This is a genomic window from Methylolobus aquaticus (assembly GCF_054172105.1).
Window position 1 is genome coordinate 174,519 of the sequence record NZ_JBSYXP010000003.1, and the last position, 13,096, is coordinate 187,614.

A 13,096-nucleotide genomic window follows, 5' to 3' on the forward strand; every position below is an offset into this window, starting at 1 on the left:
GCACGACCCTGAGCCCCTCCGTCCATCGCGCATTGCGGCTGTCTACGGAACCACTTGCAGCACACCGGATGACTGAGCCCGAGTTCGTGCCAGGCCAAGCTCGCAAGCGGGTGGACTTCATCCGTGCCCGGCGCGCGCTCGCGTTCGTGCTGGTTTGTCTTGCCCTAGGCACCGGGACTGCGGTGGCGGTGGACGTCGTCGCGAATCCCTCGGTTCCCGATGTCGCGCTCAAGCGCGCCACAGCCTGGGCCGTCTTCAGCATGCGCCTTCGGACCTGGTCGGACGGGTCGCCCACGACGGTCTTCGTCCTGGCCGATAGCAGCCCGGTGCACGCCGAGTTCTCGAAGACCGTCCTGGACACCTTTCCCTACCAGTTGCGTCGAGCCTGGGACCGACTGGTGTTCTCGGGGACCGGCCAGGCTCCTATCGAAGTCAAGTCGCTCGCGGAGATGCGTGACCGTATTCATACCACGCCCGGTGCCGTTGGCTACCTGCCTGCCGGATTGCTGGACAAGGGCATCAGGATCGTCAGGGTTGAGTGATGCCATGAATGCACATATCCGACGATATGGTCTTGTCGCATTGCCGCTTCTGGCCTTGATGGCGGCAAACAGCCGTGCCGAGATCGACTGGTCGCGTCCACTCGACCAACTGGGGTTGAAGCTTCCGGACACGGTTCAGATTCATGGTTTTGCGTCGCAGAGTTATCTGCGCAGCACGGCGAACAATTTCTTCGGTTATACCCAGAACATGGGGTCCCTCGATTTCACCGAGATGGGAATCAACGGATCGTGGCGACCCATCCCGCAACTGCAAACCTCGTTGCAAGTGGTCTATCGCCGAGCCGGGCAGACCGACAATCAGGATCTGCGTATTGATTTCGGCTTTCTCGATTACAGTTTTCTTTCGGATGCCAGGCAGACCGTCGGTGTTCGGTTGGGACGGGTTGTAAATCCTTACGGGCTTTACAATGACACCCGGGACATGCCGTTCACCAGGCCCAGTATTTTGTTGCCGCAGTCGATTTATTTTGACATCACAAGGAACACGACCTTGTCGAGCGATGGCATTCAGGTGTATGGAGAACAGCGCACCGACTTCGGCGATTTTCAGTTGCAGGTGAACGGTGGTTACGCGCGGACCGAGGATCCGTCCTGGAAGTCCGTGTTGAGCGCGCGGTCGGTCAGCGGTGAGCCGTCCTGGGTAGGGAGACTGATGTACGAGTGGCAAGGCGGTCGCGTGCGATTGGGGGCTACCAGCGCGACGATGAACATCCGTTATCAGCCCGAGCCGATCGTTCTGTCCGGGCTCATCGGGCAAAACGTTTTTTCGGTCTTTCCGTTCGGGTTGCCGCAGAATGTGACGGCGACGTCGTTGCATTTTTCGCCAGTGCTTTTTTCGGCACAGATCAACGAGGAGAACTGGAGCCTCACCAGCGAATATGCGATTCGCTACTCGGAGTTTGAAGGCCCTGGGAGCCCGGTTCCAAACGTCACCGGTGAAAGCTACTATGTGCAGGGAACCTACCGCGTGACTTCGGATGTCGAGGGCTTTCTGCGCTACGATGTCCTTTACGCCGATCGCAGTGATCGCAATGGCAAGAAGACCTCCGCCATCTACGCCGCTCAGGGCGTTGATGTGCCCGCGTACGATAATTTTGCAAAGGATCTTGGAGTCGGGTTGCGATGGGACGTGACACCCTATTTCATGTTGCGCGGCGAATATCACTACATCAATGGGACAGGATGGATATCGCCGAATGAAAACCGCGGAGAAACCTCGCAGCACTGGAGTCTTTTCGGCGTATCGGCGTCGCTCCGGTTCTGATTCGCCGGTTGCCGATTTCCGTTCGGAGAGCTCGCTTGGTGATGATCTGCGGTCCCGCTTGCGACTAGCCAAAATGATTCACTGCGCACGGCTGCGGATCCACGACAACCAGTTCGCGCGATGAGCTCAAGAGACGCGGGTGCGATGAATCATTTCGGCGAATGCCTTGCTCAGCCCGCAACCGACGATCAACTGATCACCGCTCTCGCCGCCGCCCGGGAGGCACTGGCGCCGCTGGCCTCGGCGAGTGTCGACGACACCTTGAGGATGTTCGAGGTCTTGCAGTCGCTGTGGCTGCCGGGTGGGGAATTCTTTGCGCGAGCCGCGGAGCTGCCGTCTGGCCCGCCTGCCGGGTCGTTGCAATCCCCGGTCGCACGGCTGATGTCGCGCATGCGCTGGGAGCAGCGCCTTAGCGAATTGACGACCCCCGCGTGCCTCGACCGTGCCGTCCGGTGGCGCGGTCGCATGGCTCGGGCTTTCCCCCTGGGCCTCGTTGTCCATTCGCTCCCCGCGGGTGGTGCGCTGGATCTCGTCGACAGCGCACTGGCCTGCCTGCTCACCCACAATGCCCCGGTCCTGTGGTTGCCGGACGAATGCCGGCATTTCGCTGCCCTGTTCCTGGCTTCGCTGCAGCGAGCGGATCCCCATGGGGTTCTTTCCGCAGCCGTTGCTGCCTTCGTCGTTGACGAAAAGCGGCGCGCCGGCTTGTTCACGCGCGCGCAAGGACTCGTCGATGCCTTTGTCGACTGGAACGACGGCGGCGGCCCCGTCGGCGTGCAGGCAACGGGCGCGCGCAGGATCGCGCGGATGCCTCCGGTTTTGGTCGGTGTCGTTTCCAAAGCCTACTGGAATGACTGTGACCGACCGCGGCTCTTCGACATCCTGCGCACCGAGTCTCGGTGGCGTGAGGACGGTTCCGCGGCGGCGCTGGATACAGTCTACGTCGAGGCCGGGGTCGATCTGGCTGCGGTTCTCGATACCGAGGCTGGGTCGCATTCGGCCCTGACACGAATGCCATCCTTCAAGGCCTACGTCGGAGTGGACGATCTGGCCGGCAGGCTCGCGGCCTTGCCGCGGCCCGCGACCTGCTGTGTCGGCGGGCTCGGCAGCGCCGAGCGCGGCGCTTACCTCGAACGCATTGGACGACACGTCCGGCGCTTCGTCTCGTTCAACGCCTTTCCCGACGAGATCGAAGGCAGGCTCTCGGACGGTGGTTCCTTGCTCGAACTGGTGCATGTCATGGAGGACGACGAAGATGGCGGTGTGGCGGATTTGTTGCGGGATGTCAGCGAGCGCGTTCCGTACTACCGTGATGCCAGGCCCGAGGGTGAGGTTTCCCGGCTGGATCGCTGGCCGTTTCTGACCGCAGCCGATCTCGCCCGCGAGCCGGTTTATTGCAGCCGTCGCTTTCTGCACGAGCAGGTTGCTGCGGGGGCGATCTTTTCCTCCGGTGGGACATCGACGGCGCCCAAATACGCCCTTTACACGCCGGACGAGATCGCTCGGTCTACCGAGATGCTGGCGCAGGCGTTTCGCGCGAACGGCCTCAGGCCCGGGGACACCGCGATCAACCTGTTCGTCGCCGGACATCTCTGGTCGGCTTTCCTGGCTGTCGATGAGGCACTCAGACGCTGTGGCGTCTACGTCCTGCCCATGGGCGGGAGCTGCCCGGTCGACGAGATCGTATCCTGCATCGCGCGGTTCCGACCGCAGGTTGCCTTCGGTCTACCGTCGCTGCTGGTTGGTTATGCGCGCCACTGCGAAAGCGCCGGCATCGATCTGGTCGTCGAGCGAATCTTCTACGCCGGAGAGCACTTCAATGCCGCGGCACGCGAGTATCTGAGCCGGATCTGGAAAACCCGGTCATTTCACTCGGCCGGTTACGCGGCGGTGGATGTCGGGCCCATCGGGTGGCAATGCGCCCACTGCCACGGTGGCGAACACCATCTGTTCAGCCGCGATGTCCATCTGGAAGTCATCGACGAGGAGGCGGTCGTGACCTCGCTGCTGCGCCGGGCCATGCCGGTCGTGCGTTACCGGACCGGGGATCGGGTCGAGTGGATGACGGTTGCCTGTCCCTGCGGCAGCCCGGACCCGCGCTTCCGATTGCTCGGCCGTGTCGACAATGTAATCAATATCTGGGGCTGTCGGGTCGCCTACGAGGATGTCGAGCGCGCCCTGCTCGAGGCCGGCCTGGAGGCCCCGGCGCTGCAACTCGTGGTGCGTGAACGCGTCGGGTCTGCCGCGCACCCGGAGCAACTCCTCGTGCGTCTGGAACGGGTGAGTCCGGCCCCCGGCGTGGTCGAGGCGTTTATCCGGAAGCTCCATCGGTACTCCGGTGATCTCGCGGTCGCGCTCGACGTGAAGAGCCTGCGGCAGCGCGTGGCGATCGAGTGTTTGCCGCCGGGTACACTGCCGCGTATCGAGCGCACCGGAAAGATCCGACTCATCGTCGACGAACGGGCTTGCGGGCAGGCATGAGCGGTCCGCCCGCGAGCCGGCCGATCCAGTACCTGTTTCTCGCCCGTTTCGTGTCGGCGACCGGGGACAAGATGTTTGCGATTGCCTTGTCCTGGTGGGTCGTTGCCGACGCATCCATACCCAATCGCGAACTGACACTCGGCTTGCTGCTCGCCGTGGCAACCCTGCCGATCGCGCTGGCCGGGCCGCTCCTGGGACCATTGATCGATCGGGTCAACAAGCGATCCTGTCTGGTCGTGGCCGATCTGGGGCGTTGCGTGCTGGCCTGCGCGCTGGCCTTCGTCATTCATCAGGGGCTGCTGACGGTGCCGCTCCTGTTCGGGCTGTGCATTCCGCTCTTCGCGCTCACCCCCCTGTTCGACTCGGCTGCCAGCGCCTCGTTGTCGCCGCTGTCGAACGGGCCGCAGATGTTGTCGCAGTTGGTCGCCCTGGAGAGCGCCATACCGAATCTGGCCTCTACCCTCGGGGCGCTGTTCGGCAGTGGTGCGATTGCCCTGTGGGGGGTGGAGGGTGCTTTCTGGTTCAATGCGGGCAGTTTCCTCGTGTCTTTGGTGTTCGTGGCGCGGCTGCCGCCGCTCGCCGCCCGGCGGGGTGATGCGCAGTCGCCGTTGCAGGAAACCGGTTACGGATTCCTGCGCCGCTACCCGGACACGGTGCTGTTGATGGCCCTGTTCGGGCTGATCAACTTCTTCGTCGCCCCGATCTTTCTTTACCTGCCGCTGCTGACTCGCGACGTATTGAACGGCGGAGGATTCGAGTTGTCGCTGCTGGAATTGGCGTTCGCATTGGGCAATCTCCTGCTGTTTGCGTTGTTCGCGGCGTGGCCGAGCACCTTCGTCCGGACGCGCTGGCTGCGTTTCGGTCTGGTCCTGGCCTCCGCGGGGATCATGTGGTTCCTGGCCGAGGCCCGCACCCTCGGCATGTTGTTCATGCTGCTACTCATCTGGGGCGTCTTGGTGGCCTTTGTCAGTTATCTGGCGCTGTCGGCTTTTCAGCGCTGCATTCCGGACGCGTTCAAGGGGCGTTTTTTTGCGCTGCTCGGAAGCGTTTGCACGCTTGCCGTCCCGTTGAGCTTCGCGCTGTTCGGGATTCTGAGCGGGCGCGTAGGGCTCCAGGAATTGATTTACGGGAATGCTGCGGGAGCGGCGCTGGTTTCCGTCGCCTTTCTGTTGGTCGGCAACGATCCCCCTGAGGGAAGTTCTGATTCATCCAGGGCTTCCCGCGATGCAGGGACGGATCGCCAGGATCAGACCTTGTAAACGTTTGATCCTGTGATCTGAGGCGAGACGGCGTTTCGTGTCACCGGCTCGGAACAAAGCCAGGGTGGCTTTCGTTCAGAGTCCTGAGGTGCTGCGGGGTTCCTGATACGCCGTGGCCCTCCGCCTCGCGGCCGCTTCCTTGCTGGCTGGGCGGGCGGGCTTGCGCCGTCCCGGCATCCAAGCCCCCGTCGAGGCGCGGATGCTGCGCTTGGAGTTGGGGAGGGGCGTTCGGCGAACCGGCGAATTCAGCCGGGCTTCTCCCCGCAAGCCATCAGCAACAACATCATCAGCAGCGGGGCAGTGGCCTCGGTGAAACGCATCTGCGAAGCCTTGAATGCGGCGAAGGTCGAACCCGACATCGCGCCATGGGCTACCAGCGGCAACAGCCGGTCCGGATCCAGGTGGGGGAGCAAGGCGTCGAGTCCGAGCAGGTCACTGTGGTTGAGGAGTGCTTCGAGGTCCAGGTTGACGAAGCCGGCTTTCTCGAGGATGCGCAGCAGAGCCCGTCCGATCCGGCGATTGCCGCCCTGGGCAGCCTGAGCGTGGCCATAGATCTGCAGCGCGGCATCCATCTCGGGAATTTCCGGGTCACTAAGACCCCAGAGGGCGTCGTCGCTGTCGACGATGACCAACTTGCCCCCCGGCTTGAGCATGCGCAGGATGCCGACGGCCGCCGCCACCGGATCCGGCAGATGCTGGAAGACCAGCCGGGCAATGGCGAAGTCGAAACCGGCGTCGGGCAATTCCGCATCCAGCAGCGCGGCGTGCACGATTTGCAAGCGATCGCAGCTTCCCAGCCGATCCGCAGTCTGCTGAGCGAGCGCAGCGTCGATCTCGATTGCCGTGATGCGCGACGTCGGCAGGGCCTTGAGCAGATGTTCGGTGATGTAGCCGGGACCACACCCGACTTCCAGGACGGCCATGCCGTCACGAAGTCCGAAGCCGGTCAGGTTGCGCATTTCTTTCGTCCAGCCTGCCGTCGCCTGCACCTGAAGCCGGGCGGCTTCGCTTGCGGCATCGCGATGGCTGGAGTCGATGTCGTACGAGACTGTGCTCATGGCGTAAGGCTGCTCCGGTTCGCAGTGGGAATCGTCACAGCAGGCAAAGGCGGCATCAAGCTCGGGTCTCGGAGGGGCATCGGAGGGTGCATTCGCCGCGTCAGCTCAATGCCAGACCGATGCCTGATGTTGCGGTACCCGCGGTGGCCAGAATCGCCCATGGTCCGATAGCAGTTCCAGTGTCTCCGGACTCTTTTCCGCGACCGGGGCGAGAAAATCCGGAAACGGCATGATGCAGGGCAAACGGCGGCCGTGATGTTCGACCGGCGGACCGATGGCGGTCCAATAGATTCCAAGCAGCGCGACCATACGGATCAAGGGTGCTTCCATCAGGCCGAACCAGTGGCTGAGTCCGTATTGCGCGCTCATGCGCGTGATGCACGCCATCAGGGCCAGCGTGATATGCGGAAAGGCCCGGCGCTCGTCCGGGGTGGCGAACCATTCATTGAAGTTTTGATCGTTGAGTCCCGTGGCCGAGCCCTGTTCGCCGCGCCGCCGCTTGAACTCCTTGGAAACGCAGAATCGGGAGATCTCCGACAGATGCATCCGGTCGATCTTGCCGACGCTGCCCGGCAGCGCCACTTTCGCGTACCGTTCGATGGGGAACGGTCGGTCAGGATTGCTGGGGTCGGGAAGAATCAGCCGTGTGGTGGCCGCGTACAGGCCGGTTGACCGGTGTCGGATCAGGCTGTGGATGGAGGACTCGTCGTATTCATCCCGTTCGAGCCCGTCAGGATAGTCGTCAGGATTTTCGAAGCCCGTTTCCAGGCAATACACCTGGTAGCGCAACCGATAGACTTCGTTTTTGAGCTCAGGGCTCGTCGCCGGAACGATTTCGAAGTAATCGTTAAACGCCTCATCGATGCTTTTGACCATGCGTCGCCAACCATCTGTCTGGTAAAGCCGCGGGGGCTCGATTCGTTGCCCCGTGACCCGCAATCCGGCGGCAGGAGCGGAACGGCCGGGCGTGTGTGCGGCCGCAAATCTTTGGGCGAAAGTAGTATAAGCGTGAAGTGTTCGTTACGTCACGGCGGGCAATGGGCAGCTTTTCGGATTACGTCGCCGGTTCGCAGCCATGGTGAGTGATGGACCGCGGATGGCTTTTTCTCGAATGTCTCGGAGCCCGGCAGCGGCGCCGTGACCGAGACAAGTTGAAGGACGTGCTTGCGATGCCAGGGACCCTCGCCTTCTGGCCCGGCATTGGCGAGCGGGTTGGAAGCACTGCAGCGGCTGGCGCGTGGCCCCGACACCGACCTTCCCCAGCGTCCGGCTGGTGAAGGTCGGGCGGTGTTGCTATCGACGACGGCCCTGTAGCGCGAACTCTCGCGCGCGGAAGGGTTTTTTCATTCCTTGCCGGGCTTCGGCGTTCCTTGGATGTCGCGCGGCAATCGATAGCCCGCCGATCTATGCCTTGCCGACCCGCTTGTATTGAAAAACGCGGTAACCCACGGCGATGCCGATGACCAGAATCACCGTCGCCAGCGAACGCCAACTTGCAGAACCGGTATAGATGAGTTCTTCGTCGACGTTGCCCCAAAGGTTGCTGCCGGAGGGTTTGCAATCGGCACCGGCCGCGCAATCCGGGGCGCCGCCTTCGCCGCCACCCATCGTCAGCAGATAGTTCCAGACGAAGTTGAGCGGGATGATGCACGCGACGCTGATCCCGATCGACATGATCAACTTGTCCAGCGCCTTGTTGATGTCGGGATTCTTGGTCATGTTGTCGCTGATCTGGATGTGGTCGAAAAAGAGCTTCACGATGGTGTAGCCCGGCAGGATCATGACGACGACCAGACCGATCAGGCTCTTGACCACGAGCCCCGGATTCGATGCCATGAGGCTGAACGCGACGATCAGGATCAAGCTGAATATGGCGATCCCGGCCCACATCAGCGTGTCTGCCTTGGAAAATTTTACTAAGTCCTTAAACATTATCGGATAACCTCACTGCTTCTGAAAAATGATCTGGTCGTGTCGAGACCCTCACGTCCCTCGTCTCCGCCGGGACGGAACGATGCACCGGGGTCGACCACTTGTCAATGCGAACGGTCCCCGTGTTGACGGCCCCACAGGCATTACCCAGTTAAGGACAGGCTCGGTCGAGCGCGGTTCCCCTTTCGAGCGGTTGGCTCGCCCGTGGACGGGGCACGTCGCTTGGCGCGAGCACGGAACCTGACGGTTCACCGTGCCCAGCGTTCGAGCTGACGGAGTATCCCGCCGGGTTCGGCAATCGCGGCGGCGACGATGGCATCCGCGCGCCGCTGTGTGTCGGCGACCGCATAGATTCGCAACTCATCGGCATTGCCCGAAGGCCGTAAATGCGCGACGTCGCCGTTGAGGAACAGGATCCTGACGCCATCGACGAAGTTCAGCCCGGCGATGGGCACAAAGCCGAGTTCCGGACTGAAAAAGCCGGATAGATCGTGCCGTATGGCCGTCGCGCGATCTGCCGCCGTTTCGTCCAGCGGGTACCGGACTCCGTTCGCTGACCGTGCCGCGGGGCTGCCGTCGGCAAAGCGTAATTCGGCGACCGCCGGATCGACTGGAGACAGACGACGAATGATCTCCAGACCGACGGGTCGGGGGAAGTCCTTCAGTAGCGCGGCACGGCTGAACCGCGCTGGCAATTGTCCGAACAACTCGGTCAGGGCCATACCGGCCGCCCGGCTCGCGCTGAGCACCGCCAACATTGGCAGTACTGCGTCGCGGGTCGGCAGTGCGGCCAGCACGCGCCCGTCGCGAACAAAATCGGTGCCCGTCAGGAAACCCCCGTTGGCCTCCCATCCGCACACCGCGCTCTTGCCCTGGGCGCGGGCTCGTTCCATGCCGGCGATCACGAAAGGAGAGCCGATACGTGTCTTCGGCTCGGTGATGGACTTCAGCCGGCCGCGATCGATGGCATCGTTGCAGCTGATGGGAACGACGGCGGCATCCGCACCGAGGTACTCGGCGGTGACCATGCCGACCAGATCGCCACCGAAAAAGCGCAGGGTTTGCGTGCCGGGCTCGACTCCGAGGATGAGCGGGCGGTCGCTGTCGCCGTCGGTGGAGACGACCGCGTCGAAGGAGCCGTACTCTGCGACGGCCTCATCGAAGAGCGTTTGTACCGCGGCCAATTCCGCCGCGCCGATGTTTTCGGTATCGATGGGGACGAAGGTCTCGCTGCGGCCGGCACAGACGACTTCCGCGCCGACGCTGCGCAGGATCTCCGGCAGCAGGTCGCGTCCCACCGCGGAATGCTGGTAGACCAGCAAACGCTGGCCGCGCAGGGCCGAGTCGCCGAAGAACTCGGTGTAGCGTGCGAGATAAGCCAGCGCAGCGTCATCGCGAGCTTGGGACAGTGCCGACGATCCTGATTTGAGCATCCCCTGTTCGTCGAAGGGAGACGCGTCGAACGGCTGTTCATAGAGCCGCCGGCGGACTTCCAGCACATGTTCGTTGATCGGGCCTTCATGTTGCTTCAACAGTTCTCCGACGGCCGTATTGAGCTTGTAGCCGTTGCGGTCGAACGGAATATGGCTACCGGTCACCATGATGCTGCCCTTGCCCCGGGTAATCGCATGGAGCATCAGGGCCGGCGTCGGGATGCAGCCGAGGTTGACGGGCCGCATCCCGGCCGCTCCGATCGCGTGCTCGATGGCCTGCGCGAGTTCCCCGCGTCGCGGCGGCAGGTCGACGAAGCGGCTCGAACTCGGGCGCAGGTCGTGGGCGAAGTAGAACACGTCGCCGCGGACGATCCCGCCGTCCTGAGGTGGCAGGGACTGCAGATACTCGAGTTCCGCCAGTGCGTTGAGGAAGACTTCGAGTTGCGTCAGGTCGAGCAGCAGTCCGCGCCGGCCGCTCGTACCGAATTGCAATGCCACCGGCTTCCTGATCAGGCAGGTGCCAAGGGGGGTGTGATTCGGGGGCAAAGGAGCCATGATTTCGCCAAATGAAAGCGGGAAGCGGTGGTCGATCGCGTGGCTTAGCGGGCTGGCACCGCACTGGCGCCGCGCTCCCGGTCGAGTTGAAGAAACCGTTGGTCGACATCCCGGGCGGGGTCGAAGACGGGCAGCGATCGCGGCGGCTGTTTGCCGTCGCTGCACATGAAGGTGGCCATGACCGCGTCGGTCGACCCCCCGGCAATGGGCTTCATCGGTGCGGTGTCCGACTTGTAGCGGTGAACCACGCCACCGAAAGCGTTCAACAGCGAGCCGGTATCTGCCCCGGCCTCCCGGGTTTCGCAATTCAGGGTCATGCGAGCTCTTTCGCTCCTGTAACTGCCGAACTCGGAGGCTTGTTCCAGCCGATGGAAGATCCAGGCGGTCGCGTTGACGATGCCGGTTCCCCGGGTTCTCCGCATGCTCGATTTGTCGACATAGACCATCGCGTCACCGGGGCCGTCCGGGCCGGCAGGGACGAGCCACCAGTCGGTCGCGATTGCCTCGCGTGCCGTGGTGATGCCTAGACCGAGAACAAATAATACAGCGCGGCAGGATTTCATAACGGGAAGACGGAGCGGGACCGTGACACTTTCGGTACGGCCAGTGAATGAACGACCACAAGAGTCCCCTTTTGCCCGGGCTTGGTCAATAGCTGGATCGAAGCGAAGGCTCGGTGTCCGATCGAACGGATGCGGATCGCCACGACGGCGTTCGGCCCGACCCTCATCGAACGGACCGTAGCGTGTCGGGACGCGGGCAGTAAAGCCGTTGAACCACATGTCGTGTTCGGAGATCCAGCCGTGCACGCTAAGCTCACGATCGTACGCGTTTTCCAAGCCCGAACTCTCAGGACGGGTTGAAGCGAACGGCGGATAACGCCATTTCCCATCCATACGACCTGACAGCGGAGGCTCCCGATGACCCAATCCCGTTTCCCCGTCGCGATCGACGGGTCCGAGCTCGAAGTCGCCCGGCGTTACATCCGCCAGCAGTTCGATGAGCGGTCGTGGTGGCCGACCGAAGGTCCGCTGCAGGCGCAGGCGGATTTCGCAGCGGCGCAGGACAATGCGCTCGATCTCGCGGCATGGTGTGATAAATGGCTGAATGCCGCTCAGCGCCACGCCCTGGCAGAGGCCATTCGCAGCGCCCGGCTGCCTTCGGCCCGATCGTGATCTGCTGCGCGACGGGGAAGGCGACTCAGCCATCGCGTGCACCCGTCCACTCGATGGTTTACGCTAGCGCCCGTGTCACGGGGAGGCAGTCGGTAGGGCGTTCCTTCCGTCCCGCGTGATGAGTCTCGCTAAACCCGCGGAGCGTAACGAGGTTATCGGACATGGATAAGCAGCAAGTGAACGTCAACTACCGCCTGCTCTGGGCCGTGGTGTTGATTCTGATCATCGTGGGGATGTTGGTGACGACGGTCTTTGCCTGAGCGCGCACTGCGTGACGCCCAATTAACCGGCAAGCCGGCATTCGTAACGATAAAGACGAGACTTGACAAGGGCCTGTCAGGGGCGCATGTTCGACCTTTCTACAACATTGTTGTTGTGATTGAGTCAAAGTTGCGGATTAGACCGTGAACGCGTTGCTTCCCCGCCACGCCCTGTTACTCAGCGCAATCGCCATCCATGCCGGGCTCCGCTCGTGGCTGGGCAATCGCCCTGCCGGCCTCGTTGCGGCGATCGCACTGGCCCTCGCGACGTTGGGGGCGCCGGCGTCAGCCGGCGCGCAGACCTCCTTGCTGGTCCTCGACGCCACCACAGGCAAGGTTCTGCACGCCGTCAATGCGGATCAGCCGCGCTACCCGGCGTCGCTGACCAAAATGATGACGCTGTACTTGGCCTTCGACGCCCTGGACCGCAAGCGATTCAGATTGAACAGCCAGCTCAGCACCTCCCGCAATGCTGCGGCGATGCCACCTACCGAACTCGGCCTGACGCCTGGGCGACGCATCACGCTGCGCGATGCCATTCTCGCGATTACGACCGAGTCGGCCAACGATGCGGCCGTTCTGGTCGGCGAGACTCTCGCCGGGAGCGAATCGCGGTTCGCCCACCTGATGACGGCCAAGGCGCATGCCCTGGGGATGCACCGGACCCGGTTTGCGAACGCGTCGGGACTGCCGGATCCCGGTCATCGGACGACGGCGCGCGATATGGCCACACTCGCGCGGGCGCTGCTGCGCCATCACCCGCACCATTACCACTATTTCGGCCAGCGTGAATTCCGGTTCGGCGGTCGGACTTACCACAACCACAACCGGCTGCTCGGGGTGTATCCGGGCATGGATGGGATCAAGACCGGCTTCACGCGCGCTTCCGGCTACAACCTCGTGGCGTCGGCGAAGCGGGGCGGGCGCCGCTTGATCGGCGTCGTGATGGGCTCCTCGTCGGCCGCCACCCGCAATCAGACCATGGCGCGGATTCTCGACGAAGGCTTTCGCTCGGTGCCGTCGACGCCGGTCAAACAGCCGGCAACCAAAGCGGCGCGCCGAACGTCCGTTCCGCGCCAGACTGACGCGAGCCCGCCCGATCGCAAACGGGGCTGA

Annotated in this window: 11 protein-coding genes; 6 read left to right on the top strand and 5 right to left on the bottom strand. The window is 63.1% G+C overall.

The window, feature by feature from the left end; all coding sequences use genetic code 11:
- The first annotated feature begins 68 nt into the window (after positions 1-68).
- From ACW73L_RS05170 to ACW73L_RS05185, 4 genes are all read left to right on the top strand, one after another.
- Positions 69-542, top strand: coding sequence for a type 2 periplasmic-binding domain-containing protein (locus ACW73L_RS05170; RefSeq protein ID WP_498920440.1), 474 nt, complete (start codon positions 69-71; stop codon positions 540-542).
- A gap of 4 nt (positions 543-546) precedes the next feature.
- Complete coding sequence (locus ACW73L_RS05175; RefSeq protein ID WP_498920442.1) at positions 547-1,827, top strand: hypothetical protein; 1,281 nt, start codon at positions 547-549, stop codon at positions 1,825-1,827.
- Between the two features lie 120 nt (positions 1,828-1,947).
- Positions 1,948-4,308 (top strand): acyl-CoA reductase, encoded by a 2,361-nt coding sequence (locus ACW73L_RS05180; protein ID WP_498920443.1) that lies wholly within the window; start codon positions 1,948-1,950, stop codon positions 4,306-4,308.
- Positions 4,305-5,567, top strand: coding sequence for an MFS transporter (locus ACW73L_RS05185; protein ID WP_498920445.1), 1,263 nt, complete (start codon positions 4,305-4,307; stop codon positions 5,565-5,567). The genes ACW73L_RS05180 and ACW73L_RS05185 overlap by 4 nt, the downstream gene beginning before the upstream one ends.
- A 245-nt stretch (positions 5,568-5,812) precedes the next feature.
- Here the strand turns inward: ACW73L_RS05185 and ACW73L_RS05190 are convergent, their stop codons facing one another.
- The 5 genes from ACW73L_RS05190 to ACW73L_RS05210 form a co-directional block, all read right to left on the bottom strand.
- The gene (locus tag ACW73L_RS05190) at positions 5,813-6,625 is read right to left on the bottom strand and encodes a class I SAM-dependent methyltransferase (RefSeq protein ID WP_498920446.1); all 813 of its coding nucleotides are present in this window, start codon (positions 6,623-6,625) and stop codon (positions 5,813-5,815) included.
- A 105-nt stretch (positions 6,626-6,730) separates the two neighbouring features.
- A complete protein-coding gene (locus ACW73L_RS05195) occupies positions 6,731-7,501 on the bottom strand; it encodes a PEP-CTERM/exosortase system-associated acyltransferase (RefSeq protein WP_129884241.1) in 771 nt (256 codons plus the stop codon).
- Between the two features lie 528 nt (positions 7,502-8,029).
- The gene (locus tag ACW73L_RS05200; RefSeq protein ID WP_139556045.1) at positions 8,030-8,557 is read right to left on the bottom strand and encodes a DUF8471 domain-containing protein; all 528 of its coding nucleotides are present in this window, start codon (positions 8,555-8,557) and stop codon (positions 8,030-8,032) included.
- Between the two features lie 248 nt (positions 8,558-8,805).
- A complete protein-coding gene (locus ACW73L_RS05205) occupies positions 8,806-10,545 on the bottom strand; it encodes a phosphohexomutase domain-containing protein (RefSeq protein WP_498920448.1) in 1,740 nt (579 codons plus the stop codon).
- 44 nt (positions 10,546-10,589) lie between these two features.
- Positions 10,590-11,108 (bottom strand): surface-adhesin E family protein, encoded by a 519-nt coding sequence (locus ACW73L_RS05210; protein ID WP_498920450.1) that lies wholly within the window; start codon positions 11,106-11,108, stop codon positions 10,590-10,592.
- Positions 11,109-11,465: 357 nt separating this feature from the next.
- Between ACW73L_RS05210 and ACW73L_RS05215 the strand changes: the two genes are divergently transcribed.
- On the top strand, positions 11,466-11,720 hold the full coding sequence (locus ACW73L_RS05215; protein ID WP_498920452.1) for a hypothetical protein: 255 nt from the start codon (positions 11,466-11,468) through the stop codon (positions 11,718-11,720).
- Positions 11,721-12,124: 404 nt separating this feature from the next.
- The gene (locus ACW73L_RS05220) at positions 12,125-13,096 is read left to right on the top strand and encodes a D-alanyl-D-alanine carboxypeptidase family protein (protein ID WP_498920454.1); all 972 of its coding nucleotides are present in this window, start codon (positions 12,125-12,127) and stop codon (positions 13,094-13,096) included.

Excerpts from the sequence above, each read along its gene's own strand:
- ACW73L_RS05180 (WP_498920443.1), top strand. The coding sequence starts at position 1,948 with ATGAGCTCAAGAGACGCGGGTGCGATGAATCATTTCGGCGAATGCCTT.
- ACW73L_RS05170 (WP_498920440.1), top strand. The coding sequence starts at position 69 with ATGACTGAGCCCGAGTTCGTGCCAGGCCAAGCTCGCAAGCGGGTGGAC.
- ACW73L_RS05200 (WP_139556045.1), bottom strand. The coding sequence starts at position 8,557 with ATGTTTAAGGACTTAGTAAAATTTTCCAAGGCAGACACGCTGATGTGG.
- ACW73L_RS05175 (WP_498920442.1), top strand. The coding sequence starts at position 547 with ATGAATGCACATATCCGACGATATGGTCTTGTCGCATTGCCGCTTCTG.
- ACW73L_RS05185 (WP_498920445.1), top strand. The coding sequence starts at position 4,305 with ATGAGCGGTCCGCCCGCGAGCCGGCCGATCCAGTACCTGTTTCTCGCC.
- ACW73L_RS05215 (WP_498920452.1), top strand. The coding sequence starts at position 11,466 with ATGACCCAATCCCGTTTCCCCGTCGCGATCGACGGGTCCGAGCTCGAA.
- ACW73L_RS05195 (WP_129884241.1), bottom strand. The coding sequence starts at position 7,501 with ATGGTCAAAAGCATCGATGAGGCGTTTAACGATTACTTCGAAATCGTT.
- ACW73L_RS05205 (WP_498920448.1), bottom strand. The coding sequence starts at position 10,545 with ATGGCTCCTTTGCCCCCGAATCACACCCCCCTTGGCACCTGCCTGATC.
- ACW73L_RS05190 (WP_498920446.1), bottom strand. The coding sequence starts at position 6,625 with ATGAGCACAGTCTCGTACGACATCGACTCCAGCCATCGCGATGCCGCA.
- ACW73L_RS05210 (WP_498920450.1), bottom strand. The coding sequence starts at position 11,108 with ATGAAATCCTGCCGCGCTGTATTATTTGTTCTCGGTCTAGGCATCACC.